This is a genomic window from Rhizobium jaguaris (genome assembly GCF_003627755.1).
GTDB classification, from domain to species: domain Bacteria; phylum Pseudomonadota; class Alphaproteobacteria; order Rhizobiales; family Rhizobiaceae; genus Rhizobium; species Rhizobium jaguaris.
In genome coordinates this window covers 638,153-653,252 of sequence record NZ_CP032694.1, presented here as the reverse complement: position 1 = coordinate 653,252, position 15,100 = coordinate 638,153, and the positions used below count along the sequence as shown (strand labels likewise).

15 protein-coding genes and 2 pseudogenes are annotated in these 15,100 nt (G+C 59.4%); 9 read left to right on the top strand and 8 right to left on the bottom strand.

What is annotated here, in order from left to right; translation table 11 throughout:
• Positions 1–107 precede the first annotated feature (107 nt).
• Entirely contained in the window at positions 108–992 is an 885-nt protein-coding gene (locus CCGE525_RS03230; RefSeq protein WP_342637432.1) for a LysR family transcriptional regulator, read from the bottom strand.
• Positions 993–1,109: 117 nt separating this feature from the next.
• Here CCGE525_RS03230 and CCGE525_RS03225 point away from each other — a divergent pair, with 117 nt between their 5' ends.
• Entirely contained in the window at positions 1,110–2,099 is a 990-nt protein-coding gene (locus tag CCGE525_RS03225) for a zinc-dependent alcohol dehydrogenase family protein (protein ID WP_120703027.1), read from the top strand.
• Between the two features lie 957 nt (positions 2,100–3,056).
• Positions 3,057–3,650 (top strand): ribosome biogenesis GTP-binding protein YihA/YsxC, encoded by a 594-nt coding sequence (yihA, locus tag CCGE525_RS03220; RefSeq protein WP_245472079.1) that lies wholly within the window; start codon positions 3,057–3,059, stop codon positions 3,648–3,650.
• Between the two features lie 65 nt (positions 3,651–3,715).
• On the opposite strand, the gene CCGE525_RS03215 is transcribed toward yihA, so the two are convergent.
• The 3 genes from CCGE525_RS03215 to CCGE525_RS03205 form a co-directional block, all read right to left on the bottom strand.
• On the bottom strand, positions 3,716–4,273 hold the full coding sequence (locus tag CCGE525_RS03215; RefSeq protein ID WP_120703025.1) for a fasciclin domain-containing protein: 558 nt from the start codon (positions 4,271–4,273) through the stop codon (positions 3,716–3,718).
• 109 nt (positions 4,274–4,382) lie between these two features.
• Positions 4,383–5,093: an anti-sigma factor gene (locus CCGE525_RS03210; RefSeq protein WP_120703024.1), complete on the bottom strand. Its 711-nt coding sequence runs from the start codon at positions 5,091–5,093 to the stop codon at positions 4,383–4,385.
• Entirely contained in the window at positions 5,090–5,629 is a 540-nt protein-coding gene (locus tag CCGE525_RS03205; protein WP_120703023.1) for a sigma-70 family RNA polymerase sigma factor, read from the bottom strand. Before CCGE525_RS03205 ends, CCGE525_RS03210 begins: the two co-directional genes overlap by 4 nt.
• A gap of 182 nt (positions 5,630–5,811) precedes the next feature.
• On the opposite strand from CCGE525_RS03205, the pseudogene argB reads away from it, so the two are divergent.
• Positions 5,812–6,567 (top strand): annotated as a pseudogene (argB, locus tag CCGE525_RS03200) (acetylglutamate kinase); the annotation flags it as partial.
• Here the strand turns inward: argB and CCGE525_RS40030 are convergent.
• A pseudogene (locus tag CCGE525_RS40030) lies at positions 6,564–6,665 on the bottom strand (hypothetical protein); the annotation flags it as partial. The pseudogenes argB and CCGE525_RS40030 sit on opposite strands and share 4 nt — an antisense overlap.
• Positions 6,666–6,761: 96 nt before the next feature.
• Positions 6,762–7,604 carry an oxidoreductase gene (locus CCGE525_RS03195; RefSeq protein ID WP_120703021.1) on the bottom strand — a complete coding sequence of 281 codons (843 nt, stop codon included), beginning with the start codon at positions 7,602–7,604 and terminating at the stop codon, positions 6,762–6,764.
• Positions 7,605–7,755: 151 nt separating this feature from the next.
• On the opposite strand from CCGE525_RS03195, the gene CCGE525_RS03190 reads away from it, so the two are divergent.
• Positions 7,756–8,652: a LysR family transcriptional regulator gene (locus CCGE525_RS03190; protein WP_120706224.1), complete on the top strand. Its 897-nt coding sequence runs from the start codon at positions 7,756–7,758 to the stop codon at positions 8,650–8,652.
• Here CCGE525_RS03190 and CCGE525_RS03185 read toward each other — a convergent pair whose 3' ends face one another.
• On the bottom strand, positions 8,653–9,423 hold the full coding sequence (locus CCGE525_RS03185) for an isocitrate lyase/PEP mutase family protein (protein ID WP_120703020.1): 771 nt from the start codon (positions 9,421–9,423) through the stop codon (positions 8,653–8,655).
• Between the two features lie 210 nt (positions 9,424–9,633).
• Here CCGE525_RS03185 and CCGE525_RS03180 point away from each other — a divergent pair, with 210 nt between their 5' ends.
• Complete coding sequence (locus tag CCGE525_RS03180) at positions 9,634–10,338, top strand: pyrimidine 5'-nucleotidase (protein ID WP_120703019.1); 705 nt, start codon at positions 9,634–9,636, stop codon at positions 10,336–10,338.
• A gap of 136 nt (positions 10,339–10,474) precedes the next feature.
• Complete coding sequence (locus CCGE525_RS03175; protein WP_120703018.1) at positions 10,475–11,098, top strand: EF-hand domain-containing protein; 624 nt, start codon at positions 10,475–10,477, stop codon at positions 11,096–11,098.
• A gap of 119 nt (positions 11,099–11,217) precedes the next feature.
• Here the strand turns inward: CCGE525_RS03175 and CCGE525_RS03170 are convergent, their stop codons facing one another.
• Positions 11,218–12,090 carry an LOG family protein gene (locus tag CCGE525_RS03170; RefSeq protein WP_120703017.1) on the bottom strand — a complete coding sequence of 291 codons (873 nt, stop codon included), beginning with the start codon at positions 12,088–12,090 and terminating at the stop codon, positions 11,218–11,220.
• 214 nt (positions 12,091–12,304) lie between these two features.
• Here CCGE525_RS03170 and dapD point away from each other — a divergent pair, with 214 nt between their 5' ends.
• The 3 genes from dapD to CCGE525_RS03155 all read left to right on the top strand — a co-directional run bounded on the left by dapD (position 12,305) and on the right by CCGE525_RS03155 (position 15,099).
• Complete coding sequence (dapD, locus tag CCGE525_RS03165) at positions 12,305–13,162, top strand: 2,3,4,5-tetrahydropyridine-2,6-dicarboxylate N-succinyltransferase (RefSeq protein WP_120703016.1); 858 nt, start codon at positions 12,305–12,307, stop codon at positions 13,160–13,162.
• A 157-nt stretch (positions 13,163–13,319) separates the two neighbouring features.
• The gene (gene dapE, locus CCGE525_RS03160; RefSeq protein ID WP_120703015.1) at positions 13,320–14,513 is read left to right on the top strand and encodes a succinyl-diaminopimelate desuccinylase; all 1,194 of its coding nucleotides are present in this window, start codon (positions 13,320–13,322) and stop codon (positions 14,511–14,513) included.
• The gene (locus CCGE525_RS03155; protein ID WP_120703014.1) at positions 14,500–15,099 is read left to right on the top strand and encodes a hypothetical protein; all 600 of its coding nucleotides are present in this window, start codon (positions 14,500–14,502) and stop codon (positions 15,097–15,099) included. The genes dapE and CCGE525_RS03155 overlap by 14 nt, the downstream gene beginning before the upstream one ends.
• Position 15,100 lies beyond the last annotated feature (1 nt).

Here is a 15,100-nt window from a genome sequence, read left to right as displayed (position 1 = left end):
CTTTATTCGGTGGTAAATGCATCAGCTGAAATTCTGGCATCGAAGATGCGCGTAGGGCAACTATGCGCGAAAAGCGCTTAGTCTCAGCCGCGACGAAACCGTTGGATCTACATGAGCGGAGGCAGCTTTCCCGCGAGCACGTCGAGAGCAACGCGAATCTTCGGCGTCAGAATGCCCTCGTGCCACAGGGCGTAGTTGTTGTAGCCCAAACCGGGGCCGTCGAGATGGAGTTCCACAAGTTGCCCGCTGCTGATCCGACTATGGATAAGCCAACTCGGCAGCCAGGCCAGTCCAAGGCCGGCGGCTGCGGCGTCAGCGATGGCTTCCAGATCATCCATGATGATCCGGCCTGGTGGCTCGATGGTCGCAAGTGTCCCAGCGGTAGTCGTAAAAGTCCAGGGTTGGCGGCGCCCATGCCGGCCGAAGGCCAATGCGGTGTGGTTTGCAAGTTCGGCTGAGGCTGATGGGCTGCCGCACCGCGCCAGATAGCTCGGTGCACAACAGACCAGCATGGCGTGGATGGACAGGCGGCGGGTGGCCAGACCGGCACCACCTGGAACCTCGCTCCGGTGTTCGGAGAGGCTGCGTATAGCGAGATCATAGTCGCCCAGGTCGACCAAATCGTCAGTGAAGGCCAGTTCCAGTTTCAGATCAGGCAACCCTGCCGCCATTTCCAGCAGGAGGGGCGCAATGCAGTATCGACCAAGCAGTGTGGGCATGGTGACCCGAAGCCGGCCTCGCGGCGCGGACAGATGCTCGGCGGCAGTGGTCTCGGCGGCGACGACATCGGCGAGGATCGACCGGCATTGCTCGTAATAGGCCTTTCCCGCTTCGGTAAGATTCTGGCGGCGCGTTGTCCGGTTGATGAGACTCACCCCCATCCGCTCTTCAAGAAAGCGAATGTGCTTACCGACCATTGGCGCGGAAATGCCCAAAACATTCGCTGCCGCGGCAAAAGAGCCGGTTTCGACCACCTGCACGAAAGCGGCCATGCTGGCTAAACGGTCCAATTGAAAACCTATGGTTATTTCTCAATAAAGCCAACGACACTTTATCAGAATTTCTGCGCCTGCAATATAGCTTTCAAAATCAACAGTTAGGAATTTGCTATGTCACGCGTCGTGCGATTTCACCAGGTAGGTGGCCCTGATGTCCTGCGGATCGAAGATATTGAGCCAATGCCTCCCGCCACTGGAGAGGTGCGGATCACTGTCAAGGCCATCGGCATCAACCGCGCCGATATTCTGATGCGGTCGGGCACCTATATCCAAACGCCAACCCTGCCCTCCGGACTGGGGCTGGAAGCTGCTGGGGTGGTGGATGCCGTCGGTGCCGAAGTGGATGGCTTGTCACCCGGCGACGTCGTCAGCGTCATTCCGCCCATCTCCATGACACGCTGGCCGGCCTATGGTGAGGTGGCGGTATTTCCCGCACATCATATCGTCCGGCATCCGCCAGCTATCGATTTTGTGACGGCGGCGGCAAGCTGGATGCAGTATCTCACCGCTTATGGTGCCCTCATCGACATCGCGGGTATTGCGGCCGGCGAAAGAGTATTGATCACTGCCGCCTCCAGCAGCGCCGGCCTTGCCGCCATCCAGATCGCCAATGGAGTTGGGGCAATCCCGATCGCCGTCACGAGGGGATATAGCAAGAAGCAGGCGCTCCTCGATGCCGGTGCCCATGATGTCATCGTCGCCGATGATGATGATTTCGCGTCAAACCTGCTCGCCGCCAGCGGCAGGGATGGCTTCAGGATCGTCTTCGATCCCGTGGCGGGACCGGCGTTCATGGCAATCGCGGCTGCCATGGCCGATGGCGGCATGCTCATCGAGTATGGCGGCCTCAGCGCGCAGCCAACACCCTTTCCAGTCGGGTCGGTATTGGCAAAGACGCTCACCTTGCGCGGCTATCTCGTTCACGAGATCATCCGCGATCCTGCTCGCCTCGAGAGGGCCAAGACCTTCATTCTCGACGGCTTGTCCACGGGGAGCTTGAAACCGGTGATCGCGAAGGTGTTCTCTTTCGACCAGATCGCCCAAGCGCATGCCTTCCTCGAACGAAACGAACATTTGGGCAAAGTGGTCGTTACCGTGTGAGCATCCTCCAGCGAACCTCTTCCTCGCCTCTGCACCGGCGAGTGCGCATTCGGAAAGTCCGCTTTGCGCCGCGAGAGGCAAACAATACGCCACAATGCAGGTGACACAGCTTATGACCGCATTTTCCGCTGGAGCAACTGCAAGCACGGCACGTCGGCCTTCATGGCGACTTTGCTTCGAAACAGGTCATGCGCTGTTCCGACAAATAACTGAGCTTATGAATTGTAGTTACTGTAATTGTTTATATTAGAAGAGTATAATATTGACGTAAGTGCATCCGCCGTAGGGTCTCAATTTACTCACTGGGAGAAGTAGCATGACTAGATTCCTGACTGCAATCACACTTGCTCTGATCTTGTCAGCGGCGCCAGCTCTTTCCGCCGCCGGTTATTATGTCGTGCGAGCTCCGCACTCGAAGCGATGCCACGTTGTAAACACAGCACCCAATGGAAGAACCTTGCTTCTCGTGGGCAAGCCTCATAGCACGATGAGCGCTGCCAATCGTGCAATGCATACATCGGTCTCTTGCACCCAGACAAAAAAGGGTTCGAATTACTAATCCGCCTCAGCCCGGTGTGTCAGGCTCTTTTCCGCGCATAGAAGGAGAGACTTCGCACACTGGGCCCCTCATTTGTAGAGGCATCGGACCAGATGGTGATACAGTTGAAACTTCGGTCGTCTCCGCGACGAGTAGAGTACGGCTTCTGGTTGGCCGCCTTTCCGGCAATGTCGACAACGCTAAAGAAATTTTGTTCTCCAATGGAGTGGGCGTAACCGCCATCGGGGAAGCCGGAAGCTCGACAGCATGACGCCGCACGCGGATCAAAACTTGACTTTCGCGGGTAAAACCTCGAAGCCAGTCAGCCAATTGAACCATAAGACCGCGAGCAGCATGGCAGACCAGACGACAAAAGATGACAAGCCGCTTTTGGGCGCCCGTGGATCTTCATCCGCGGCGTGCCGTCGATGAAATTCCTGCCGCCGGAAGGGCCGCTGGAAGTGGCCTTCGCCGGACGTTCGAATGTCGGCAAATCGTCGCTGATCAATGCGCTGGTTGGCCAGAAGGGTTTGGCGCGCACCTCGAACACGCCGGGGCGTACGCAGGAACTCAACTACTTCGTTCCCGACGGCTTCTCGGGCGAGGGCGCGGACCTGCCGCCGATGGCTCTGGTGGACATGCCCGGCTACGGCTATGCCGAAGCGCCAAAGGAACAGGTGGATGCCTGGACGAAACTGGTTTTCGACTATCTGCGCGGACGGTCGACGCTGAAGCGCGTCTATGTGCTGATCGACAGCCGTCACGGCATCAAGAAAAACGACGACGAGGTTCTGTCGCTGCTCGACAAGGCTGCCGTTTCCTATCAGATCGTGCTGACCAAGACCGACAAGATCAAGGCGGCAGGTCTGCCGAAGCTGATAGCCGATACGGTCGAAAAAATCCGCAAGCGTCCCGCCGCCTATCCCGGCATTCTTGCCACCTCCTCGGAAAAGAGCGAGGGCCTCGACGAACTGCGTCAGGCGATTGGCCTGACCGTCGGCATCACCGTCTAGCGCAAACAAGCAAATGGCCGCCGCCCTCGGCACTCCGAGGATGGCGGCCATGCTGCCGATGCTCGTTACATTTTCGGCAATAGCACCTTGTCGACCACGTGGATCACGCCGTTCGACTGTTTTACGTCGGCAATGGTGATGTGGGCGGTGCCGCCGGCCTCGTCGGTCAGCGTCAGTTTTCCGCCCATTTCGGTGGCCTTGATCGTGCAGCCGCCGACCGTCTTCAGGTCATATTCGCCACCATTTCCCATCGACATTTTCTTGATGGAGGCGGCCATGTCATCGCCCGCGACGACGTGGCAGGTCAGGATCTTCGTCAGTGTCGCCTTGTTCTCCGGTTTCAGCAGCGTCTCGACCGTGCCAGGCGGCAGCTTATTGAAGGCTTCGTTGGTGGGCGCGAAGACGGTGAAGGGGCCCTTGCCCTCCAGCGTATCGACGAGGCCGGCTGCCTTGACGGCGGCGACCAGCGTCGTGTGGTCCTTCGAATTTACCGCATTTTCGATGATATTCTTATTGGCAAACATCGGCGCGCCGCCAACGGTCGGGTTCTTCGCATAGGCGACGCCGGTCGCGGCCGAAAGCGTTACGGCCACCGCAGCAATGCGGATCACAGTGTTGAGCATGGGCTTATCCTCTTCCTCTCTTGCCCCGATCAGGCGGGGTCAGAACAAGGTACGGAGCCCTGAGAAGAAGAGTTTCAGCCTCGGTTCTTTTTTCGTCGGAAAGATGTTTTCAGGGCTGATGGATCGTGCCGGACGCGATGACATCGCCGGTGGGCTTGCCGGTCGGCGAACCACCGAAGGGTTCGGCGCTGACGGCGATGATCGCACCTTCCGTCAGCTTGCTGTGAACCTCCGGCGGCAGGACGATCTCGCCCTCGCCGGTCTGCGGCAAGACGCCAAGCGCCTCGGCCGGTTCGCTGCCACGGATCAGCCAGAGTTCCAATGACTTTTCCTGGGGCTGACCGGCGGCGACCGGCGTCACCTTCAGTCGCCCGCTGGCGACGTCATAGTCAGCCAGCAAATTGATGGCGCTGTTTTGCCCGGCAAGAGAAGCGGTGAGCTGCTTGCCCGGCGACGGCCGCGAGGCATTGTTGGTGATGGTGAAGACCAGGACGCCGGCTACAAGAAACAATGAACCGAAGGCAACCGAACGCCAGAGCAGTAGCGAATTCCAGAGATTGGCGCCGAAAGCGGCGTCTCCGAAAATGCGCCTCTCGATCTTGGGGAAAACCGAGGCCGCCGGCGCGACCACATCGTAATCATCGTTGAATCCCGAAAGATTTTGCTCCCAACGGCTGACAATGGCGGCGAATTGTCGATCGCTGCGCATGCGCCGCTCTACCTTCTGCCGATCCTCCAATGACAACACGCCGAGCACATATTCACCAGCTAAGACTTCATCGCGGGAGCGGCCTCCCTTGCTTTGATCGGGCGTACTCATCGGTCCATGCACTCTCTCAGTCTAATCAGGCTTCGGCGCAGCCAGGTACGCATGGTATTCAAAGGCACCGCATATTGCTCGGCGAGTTCCTGGTAGCTTAGGCCCTCGACATAGGCGCTACGAACAGCCTGAGCTCGATCAGCTTCCAACTCTTCCATGCACCTGTCAATCCGCCTTCCCTCACCCTTCACCATTGCCTGCTCTTCGGGGCCGGGTTCGGTATCAGCAAGATCATAGGCCGTATCAATTTCATCGGCGATAGGTTTTCGAGCGCGAATAGCATCGATCGATTGATTGCGCGCAATTGTCGTCAACCACGGCATCGCCGGCCCCTCCGAAGCGATAAAACGCTCGGCCCTCTGCCAGATCTTCACGTAGACTTCCTGCAAAACTTCCTCGGCATCCGTCTTGTTGCCGAGGATACGCAGGCAGACGGCATAGAGTTTCGGACTGGTCTTTTTGTAGAGTGCTCCAAAGGCTTTCTGGTCGCGCATCGCGACCCGGCCGATGAGCGCCTCTATCTCCTCGCTCGCCATCCGATCCCCCGATCGCGGCTTTCCTATGGTTAATTTAAGGGAAAAGCGTCGGACGGCAAGTTCACTCAAAGGATGAAACATGGTGAGGGCGATGTGACGCAGGAAAAACTAATCCTGTCATCATTATTCCCTCCGTCAAAAACTTGCGATAAAAGGCCGCGAACAATTCTACGGGGTACCCCATGTCCGAATCCCAAAGCGAACTCCAAGCCAGCCTGCTGGCTCAGGCCCTGCCCTACATGCAGCGTTATGAAAACAAGACCATCGTAGTGAAATACGGTGGCCATGCGATGGGCAATGCCGAACTCGGCAAGGCGTTTGCGGCCGATATCGCGCTTTTGAAGCAGTCGGGCGTCAACCCGATCGTCGTTCATGGAGGCGGCCCGCAGATCGGCTCCATGCTGACGAAGATGGGCATCGAATCGAAATTCGAAGGCGGCCTGCGCGTGACCGACGCCAAGACGGTCGAGATCGTTGAAATGGTGCTAGCCGGCTCGATCAACAAGGAAATCGTCGCACTGATCAACCAGACCGGCGAATGGGCGATCGGCCTTTGTGGCAAGGACGGCAACATGGTCTTTGCGGAAAAGGCGCATAAGACCGTCAAGGACCCGGATTCCAACATCGAGCGCGTGCTCGATCTCGGTTTCGTCGGTGAAGTGGTGGAGGTCGACCGTACACTGCTCGATCTTCTTGCAAAGTCGGAAATGATCCCGGTCATCGCTCCGGTCGCTCCCGGCCGCGACGGCGCCACCTACAATATCAATGCCGACACTTTCGCCGGCGCTATCGCCGGCGCGCTCAGTGCCACCCGCCTGCTCTTCCTCACCGACGTTCCGGGCGTGCTCGACAAGCAGGGACAGTTGATCAAGGAACTCTCCGTTGCGCAGGCGCATGCGCTGATCGCGGACGGTACGATTTCCGGCGGCATGATCCCGAAAGTGGAGACCTGCATCGATGCCATCAGGGCCGGTGTCCAGGGTGTGGTCATCCTCAACGGCAAGACAGCCCATTCCGTGCTGCTCGAAATCTTCACCGAACACGGCGCCGGCACGCTGATCGTTCCCTGAGAAAAACGCACCCTCCCAAAGTCGGGAAAGGGCGCGGTTTTCTCATTCGTCGGCAATTGCGTTCAACCAAAATCGGTCGAGCGCGTGAGGTTTTCCCATGCGGTGATCTCCTCGCTGAGGGCAGCGATTTTTCCACGCACCAGGTTCAGGGCGTCCGTTCCAAGCAAGAGATGGACCGGCGGTTCGTCTGACGCCACCAGTGCCAATATAGCCGCCGCAGCCTTGCTAGGGTCGCCGGCCTGGTTGCCGCTCTTTTCTTCCCGCGCCTTGCGGATGGGGTCGAACAGCGCGTCATAATCGGCAATTCTGCGGCCGGTACGAACCATGGAGCGGCCAGCCCAATCGGTGCGGAACGAACCCGGCGCAACGGCTGTCACCTTGATGCCGAAATCCTTTACTTCCTTTGCCAATACCTCGCTGATGCCTTCGAGGGCAAATTTGCTGCCGCAGTAATAGGCAATGCCGGGCATGGTGATGAAACCGCCCATCGACGTGATGTTGATGACGTGGCCGGCGCGGCGACGGCGCATGAAGGGCAGCACTGCCTTGGTCATCGCCACGGCACCGAAGACGTTGACATCGAATTGTCGGCGCATCTCGTCGAGCGGCGACTCCTCCAGCGTGCCTTCGTGACCGTAGCCAGCATTGTTGATCAACACGTCGATTGGACCGAGGTCCGCCTCGACACCCGCGACGGCAGGCTCGATGGCGGCAAAATCGGTCACATCCAGAAGGATTGCCTTGGCGCGGCCCGGCGCCATGGCCTCGAACTGCTCTTGGCCGGAAGCATTGCGGACCGTGCCAGCGACGCGGTGGCCGGCCGCGAGGGCCGCCTCGGCGAAGGCGCGACCGAAGCCGGAACTGACGCCGGTGATCAGGAAAAGTTTGCTGTCTTTCGAATTCATGGGGAAGCTCCTTGCTGTCAGCGGGCTCGACGCTCGGTCAAGCGGCCGCGTGCCGCCAATGTGGATGCGGCAAGACCGACATTCCAATATATTGCGATGGCTTTGTTCATATCTTAAAGATATCTCGCGCCAATCAATCTCGGGGGAAGAATTGGAGCTGCGCCATATCAAATATTTCCTCGCTGTCGCGGAAGAACTGAATTTCACCCGAGCGGCCCGGCGCGTCGGCATCGGTCAGCCGCCGCTCAGCAATCAGATCCGCGACCTAGAGGAGGAGATCGGCGCTCCGTTGTTTCGCCGTCTGCCGCATGGCGCCGAATTGACGGAGGCGGGGCAGGTTTTCCTGCCGGAAGCGCGCGCGATCATAGCCAAGGCCGAGCATGCGAAAGCCCTGGCATTGCGGGCGGCGCGCGGAGAACTCGGGCGGTTACGGTTGGGCTTTACCGGCTCGGCCGCTTTCAGCCCGATCGTGCCGTCCGCGGTGCGCAGCTTCCGCCGCGCCTACCCGGAAATCGATCTGACGTTGCAGGAAGCCTATACGACCCTGCTGCTGGAGCGGCTTGATGCCGAGGAACTGGATGCGGTCTTCATCCGGCCGGGCCGGGCTGACCCGCCCGGTTTCCGAACGCATTCGCTGGGCGAAGAAGCCATGGTCATCGCGCTCCCATCCGGCCATCCTCTTGCCGATGCTGCCGCTTTACCCTTGTCTGCACTTTCGGCAGAACCTTTCGTGCTGTTTCCGCGCGAGGCCGGTCCCAGCCTGTTCGATGGAATCATCGCTGCCTGCCGGCATGCAGGTTTCGAGCCGATCCTTGGACAGATCGCTCCACAGATCACCTCGCTCGCCAATCTCGTCGCGGTCGAACTCGGCGTTTCGGTCGTGCCATCGGCGGTCGCGCAAATTCGGGTGCCGGGCGTCACCTACGTACCGATCAGCGGCGACGGCCCGGTGGCGCGGCTGGCACTCGCAACCCGCCGCACCGAGCGTTCCGCCGTCGTGCAGAACTTCGTCGCCCGCGTACTAGCGGACAGAAACAATCCCGGATGATCAGGCCTGTTGATAGAGCGCCTCGGCCTCGCTCTTCAGCATGCCCATCACCGTCCTGTAAGGCGCGGGGCCATAGCTGATGCGGCTGACGCCGAGTCTGGCCATCGTGACGTTATCGGGCGTTGCCGGGCGCACCATGATGTTGACCGGCAAGGGAGAGCGATCGCAGACAGCTTCGATCAGTTCCGCATCGACAAGGCCCGGTGCGAAAAAGCTGCTGGCGCCGGCTTCGGCAAAGGCATCGGCGCGGCGATAGGCCTCGTCCAGCAGGATCTGATGGTGGGCCGTATCGCTTTCCTGCAGGAAAAGATCGGTGCGGGCATTGATGAACAGTGGCATTTCCCGCCGCGTAGCCATCTCCCTGATGGCACGGATACGCGCCGCTTGCATCTCTATCGGGTGAACGCCGCGGCCGCCGACCACCTGATCCTCGAAATTGATGCCGATGGCGCCGTGATCCATGATCTTTTCCACGTTGGCGGCGACAGCATCCGGCTCTACCGCATAGCCGCCTTCGAAGTCGACGGAGACCGGCAGATGGCTCGTCACCGAAATTAGACGGGTGATAACCGCCAGCAACGACAGCGGTATGGCCTCGCCATCGCTGAAACCATTGGCCGCGGCCACCGACCAACTCCCGGTAGCCAACGCTTTGGCCCCGGCTTCCGTGACCACCTTGGCCGAGCCGGCGTCCCAGATGTTGAAGAGGATCAGCGGGTCGCCCTTCCGATGCAGCTTGGCGAACTCCTCTGCCTTTTCTACCTGACTCATCTTATCCCCCTCCGCAAACCCGACCTGGACCGTTCCGAAGAGGCTCGGGCGTCTCCTCAATCGGGCAAATAGCGCGCAACCTCAGAAATCAATCAGTAAAACCATAGCCTGCGTTGCAATTCGCGGCAATATCTGCGGCATTTCTCATACACGTGCTCCGCTAGCATATTTCCCTTTTCTTCGAGCGAGGCCGCATGTCATAAGGTCGCAATGACCCAGACAAAAACGCTGCCCCACCCTGCCGATTTTTCCGATATCCGCGACTGGGTGTTCGATCTCGACAATACGCTCTATCCGCATCACGTCGATCTCTTCTCGCAGATCGACAGGAACATGACGGCCTATGTTTCGGCGCTCCTGCAAATGGAACGGGACGAGGCGCGAAAGCTGCAGAAACAATATTATCTAGACCACGGCACAACATTGCAGGGGCTGATGATTCATCATCGCATCGACCCCAACGACTTCCTGGAGAAGGCGCATGCAATCGATTATTCGGCGCTGATACCACAGCCGAAACTCGCCGCTGCCATCAAGGCTCTGCCGGGACGCAAGTTCATCTTCACGAACGGCAGCGTCAAACATGCGCAGGCAGCCGCCGAGGCGCTCGGCATCCTCGATAACTTCGACGATATCTTCGACATAGTCGCGGCCGATTACGTGCCGAAGCCGGCCGGCAGCACCTATGACAAGTTCATGAGCCTCAACCGCGTGGATACGAAGCGGGCGGCGATGTTCGAGGATCTGCCGCGCAATCTCGCCGTGCCGAAAACACTCGGCATGAAGACCGTTCTGCTCGTGCCGCAGAATCTCGAAAGCACCGTCGTCGAATGGTGGGAAAAGGCGAGCGGTGAAGAAGATCATATCGACTATGTGACTGACGATCTCACTGCTTTTCTCGAAGCGCTGATTTAACGGCTTCTTAAGGTCGGGTTACCAAAGTTTCATCCGCCTTACCGATGTTTAATTGGTCGTTTTTTTCCTTCAGCCGTATCGTTTGATCATTCTTCAACACGAGTTTGATCATTCTTCAGCACGAAAGGAAAAAACGATGAACGGGAAAAAACTTCTTCTGGCGGGACTTTCCGCGACCCTTCTGGTCGGCGCTGCGGTTCAGGCAAGCTTTGCCGCCCCGCAGGGCAATGACGGCATGGGTGGCCCCGGCGGTCGTTGGCATCGCCCCGGCTTTTCGCCGGAAGTCGCCTATGTGCGCATGCTCAAGCAATTCGACACCAATGGCGACATGAAGATTTCCAAGGACGAGCTCAAGGCCGGCGTCGACAAAATCTTTGACCAGATCGACACCAACAAGGACGGCCAGATCACCCCGGCCGAAGTCAAGGCCTATCGCCAGGAGCGCATCAAGGAATGGCGCGCCGAACGCGCCAAGGCCAAGGGCGACAACGGCCAAACCGATCAGGCCCAGGCCGACGACAACAAGGGTGACCAGACTGACAAGGGCGAGCATCACGGCCACAACCCCCGCGACCGCTTTGTCCGCGAGGCTGCACTGGTCCGTGGCATGCTCATGTTCCATCGCATCGACACCGACGGCAATGGCCAGATCAGCAAGCAGGAAGCCGAGGACGCCGCCAACAAGTTCTTCGATCGCATGGACCGCAACCACGACGGCGTGATCTCGCTCGACGACATGCCGAACCGTCCGCTGCTCTAAATATTCGATCGCGGAGGACCTTGTCCGAAAACCGCTTCATATCTTGGGGGATCACGCCGCCCTAGACGATCCTCCCAAGACGAAAAGGCCCGCCTCACAGATGCGGGCCTTTTCACTTTTCAGTGTCCGTTGTCGTGTTCGTAGAAATCCGCGACGATCTTCCAGGCTTCGTCAGCGGTGTCGACGAAGCTGATCAGCTTTACGTCATCGGGCGCAATGGTGCCGAATTCGGCGAGCGCTTCGAAATTGATGATGTCGCGCCAGAATTTTTCGCCAAACAGGATCAGCGGCAGGCGTTCCATGCGGCCGGTCTGGATCAGAGTCAGGCATTCGAACAGCTCGTCGAGCGTGCCGAAACCACCCGGAAATACCGCGATTGCCTTGGCGCGCACCATGAAATGCATCTTGCGAACCGCGAAGTAATGGAAATTGAAGCTGAGCTCCGGTGTCACGTAGACATTCGGTGCCTGCTCGTGCGGCAATACGATGTTGAGGCCGATGGAGGGAGCGCCTTCTTCCGAAGCACCGCGATTGCCCGCCTCCATGACGCCGGGGCCACCGCCGGTGACCACGACATATTCATGGAAATCGAAGCCGGCGGAATAGCGCGCACAAAGCCGGGCGAATTTGCGAGCTTCCTCGTAATAGACGGACGCCGCCTCGAGATTGGCCCGCTGCACATCATTGCGCGCCGCCCATGCGCTGGCCCCGGGCGCTGGAATACGCGCACCGCCGAACATCACCACCGTGGATTTGATGCCGCGTTCCGCGAGAGACATCTCGGTCTTCAGCAGTTCGAGCTGCAGCCGGATCGGGCGCAATTCCTCGCGGCAGAGGAAATCCACATCGGTATAGGCGAGCCGATAGGAAGGCGACATCGATTGCGGCGTCTTCGGCACGGATTCGGCCCGCTTCTTGTCGGCCGAGCTCGTCTTCAGGGGATCCCATACCCCATCCTTGCGCCTCAGCCTGCCGTTCTTCGCCTTGCTCATCTACTGATGCCTTTCAAATCGATTATGACTGGCCGTTCCCGTCCGCTGACAGGAATGACCAAGCTTTTGCATATGCCCTACAACGCCCTGAATCCAAGCTCAATCGGCGCGGAAAAGACATTCCATTTTCAAACTCCATGCTATAGGACCAATCGACCGCTTCCGGACCGCTTTCCGGAAATCACGATAGGCACTGACGTTTTAAGGAATTCTCATGAGCGCTAACGATCTCGTCTCTCTCGAAAAGACCGTCGAGGCCGCCTTCGAAAATCGCGATAACGTGAACGCGTCGACGCGCGGCGAAATTCGCGACGCCGTCGAGACGGCCCTGAATCTGCTCGATGGCGGCAAGGTCCGTGTTGCCGAACGTGGCTCCGACGGCAATTGGACGGTCAATCAGTGGCTCAAGAAAGCGGTGCTGCTCTCCTTTCGTCTGAACGACATGCAGGTCGTCGATGGCGGCCCCGGCGGCTCGACCTGGTGGGACAAGGTGCCGTCGAAATTTGAAGGCTGGGGCGAGAACCGCTTCCGCGAAGCCGGTTTCCGCGCCGTCCCGAACGCCGTCGTCCGCCACTCGGCCTACATTGCTCCGAATGCCATCCTGATGCCCTCTTTCGTCAATCTCGGCGCCTATGTCGGCGAGGGCACCATGGTCGACACCTGGGCGACCGTCGGTTCCTGCGCACAGATCGGCAAGCATGTGCATCTCTCGGGCGGCGTCGGCATCGGCGGCGTGCTGGAGCCGATGCAGGCTGGTCCAACCATCATCGAGGATAATTGCTTCATCGGTGCGCGCTCGGAAGTGGTCGAAGGCTGCATCATTCGCGAAGGCTCCGTCCTCGGCATGGGCGTCTTCATAGGCAAGTCCACGAAGATCGTCGATCGCGCCACCGGCGAGATCACCTATGGCGAAGTGCCGCCCTACTCCGTCGTCGTCGCCGGCGCTCTGCCGAGCGGCAACACGATGGCGAATGGGCAGCCGGCCCCCAGCCTCTATTGCGCCGTGATCGTGAAGCGCGTCGACGAAAAGACTCGCTCGAAGACTGGCATCAACGAACTGCTGCGCGACTGATCGCAAATTTTTGGAAGCGCGGTCGCGATATCGCGCTTCCCTCATGCTTGCCGGGTGAGCATGCCTGTGCGATTGCTGGAATCGCCGCAAAGATTTTCGACTCATCGCCGATCCTTTGCCATCGCTTTGCCATTTCCCGCCGGATAAGTAGCCTCCGATGACCGTCACCGATCCTGTCGCCAATCTGCAAACCCTCATCCGCTGTGCCTCGGTTACGCCAGCCGAAGGCGGCGCGCTTGCTGCGCTCACCGATATGTTGCTGCCGCTCGGCTTCAAGGTGGAGCGCATGACAGCCACCGCGCCAGGCACGCCCGATATCGAGAACCTTTATGCTCGCCTCGGCACTGAGGGGCCGCATCTAATGTTTGCCGGGCACACGGATGTCGTTCCCGTCGGCGACGCGGCCTCGTGGAGCCATCCGCCCTTTGCCGCCGAGATCGCCGATGGGGAGCTCTTCGGCCGCGGCGCGGTCGACATGAAGGGTGGCATCGCTTGTTTTGCCGCTGCGGTCGCCCGCCATGTCGAGAAGCATGGCGCCCCTGCCGGCTCCATCTCCTTCCTGATCACCGGTGACGAGGAAGGTCCGGCCATCAACGGCACGGTCAAGCTGCTGCAATGGGCGGCTGAGCGGGGCGAGCAATGGGATGCCTCCGTCGTCGGCGAACCGACCAATCCGGACCAACTAGGCGACATGATCAAGATCGGCCGCCGCGGCTCGCTGTCCGGCTTCGTCACGGTTCATGGCGTGCAGGGCCATGCCGCCTATCCGCATCTGGCTGACAATCCGGTGCGCAGCATCGTCAAACTGACCGAAGCGCTGCTCCACCCGCCCTTCGACGCCGGCACTGACAATTTCCAGCCGTCGAATCTCGAAGTCACGACGATCGACGTCGGCAACACCGCCACAAATGTCATTCCGGCCAAGGCGGCGGCTGCCTTCAACATTCGTTTCAACGACACATGGACCGTCGAGACGCTTAAGGCAGAAATCCTTGCCCGCCTCGATGCCGCCGCGGCTGACCAAACGCTTCGACCCGGTCGTGATCCGGCTAAATATGACATTGTCTGGTCCGAACGTCCTAGCCAGGTCTTCCTGACACGCAACAATGCGCTGATCGCCTCCCTATCCTCGGCGATCGAAAACGTCACCGGCCGCATGCCGAAACTTTCGACCACCGGCGGCACCTCGGATGCACGCTACATCAAGGATTATTGCCCTGTCGTGGAGTTCGGCCTTGTCGGCCAGACCATGCACATGGTCGACGAGCGGGTGGCGCTATCGGATCTCGAAACCTTGACCGAGATCTACGAGACCTTCATCCAGCGCTGGTTTGCGAATGCCGACCTTTAGGGAAGTCCAATACTATCTGGCGGGCTTGTGGCTGTTGATCCGCATGGATGCGCGCGGCTTCCAATATCTCGACATATCAGATCGCGGCATGCTGCGATCCTTCTGGGCGATCCTCTGGAGCCTGCCCTCCATCGGTATTTCATGGCTCTGGTGGCAACAGGCCTATCTCACCGCCATGCCGCCCGAAACCTCGACGGGCATGGCCTTCTTCTTTCGCCTTGCACTGGTCGAGGCAGCAAGCTGGCTGATGCCGCTGATCCTCGCCGGCGTATTGCTGATGATCTTTCGCTTCGGCGACAAATTCGCGCCCATCGTCGTGGTCGTCAACTGGCTGGGCCTGCCGACCTCCTATCTCAACTCCCTGCTGATCGCGTTGCTCGCCTTTATCCCTGGCTCCGGCGGGCTGGCGGCCATCCTGTGGCTGGCGCTGATGATGGCGATCGTCTTTTCGCTGGCGCGCATCCTCAGGATGATCTGCGGCACGCATCCGCTCTTCGTTGGCGCGCTGACACTGATATTGTTGATCCCGACCATGCTGCTGACGGATTTCCTGCAGCGATTCCTTGGCGTCTATCCACCGGGTTGAG

Bases quoted from the DNA above. Each gene is read 5' to 3' on its own strand.
- CCGE525_RS03170 (WP_120703017.1), bottom strand. From the start codon at position 12,090: ATGAGCAAGGCGAAGAACGGCAGGCTGAGGCGCAAGGATGGGGTATGG.
- CCGE525_RS03180 (WP_120703019.1), top strand. From the start codon at position 9,634: ATGACCCAGACAAAAACGCTGCCCCACCCTGCCGATTTTTCCGATATC.
- CCGE525_RS03185 (WP_120703020.1), bottom strand. From the start codon at position 9,423: ATGAGTCAGGTAGAAAAGGCAGAGGAGTTCGCCAAGCTGCATCGGAAG.
- CCGE525_RS03230 (WP_342637432.1), bottom strand. From the start codon at position 992: ATGGCCGCTTTCGTGCAGGTGGTCGAAACCGGCTCTTTTGCCGCGGCA.
- CCGE525_RS03175 (WP_120703018.1), top strand. From the start codon at position 10,475: ATGAACGGGAAAAAACTTCTTCTGGCGGGACTTTCCGCGACCCTTCTG.
- CCGE525_RS03155 (WP_120703014.1), top strand. From the start codon at position 14,500: ATGCCGACCTTTAGGGAAGTCCAATACTATCTGGCGGGCTTGTGGCTG.
- CCGE525_RS03205 (WP_120703023.1), bottom strand. From the start codon at position 5,629: ATGGCGAGCGAGGAGATAGAGGCGCTCATCGGCCGGGTCGCGATGCGC.
- CCGE525_RS03225 (WP_120703027.1), top strand. From the start codon at position 1,110: ATGTCACGCGTCGTGCGATTTCACCAGGTAGGTGGCCCTGATGTCCTG.
- dapD (WP_120703016.1), top strand. From the start codon at position 12,305: ATGAGCGCTAACGATCTCGTCTCTCTCGAAAAGACCGTCGAGGCCGCC.
- CCGE525_RS03210 (WP_120703024.1), bottom strand. From the start codon at position 5,093: ATGAGTACGCCCGATCAAAGCAAGGGAGGCCGCTCCCGCGATGAAGTC.
- dapE (WP_120703015.1), top strand. From the start codon at position 13,320: ATGACCGTCACCGATCCTGTCGCCAATCTGCAAACCCTCATCCGCTGT.
- CCGE525_RS03195 (WP_120703021.1), bottom strand. From the start codon at position 7,604: ATGAATTCGAAAGACAGCAAACTTTTCCTGATCACCGGCGTCAGTTCC.
- CCGE525_RS03215 (WP_120703025.1), bottom strand. From the start codon at position 4,273: ATGCTCAACACTGTGATCCGCATTGCTGCGGTGGCCGTAACGCTTTCG.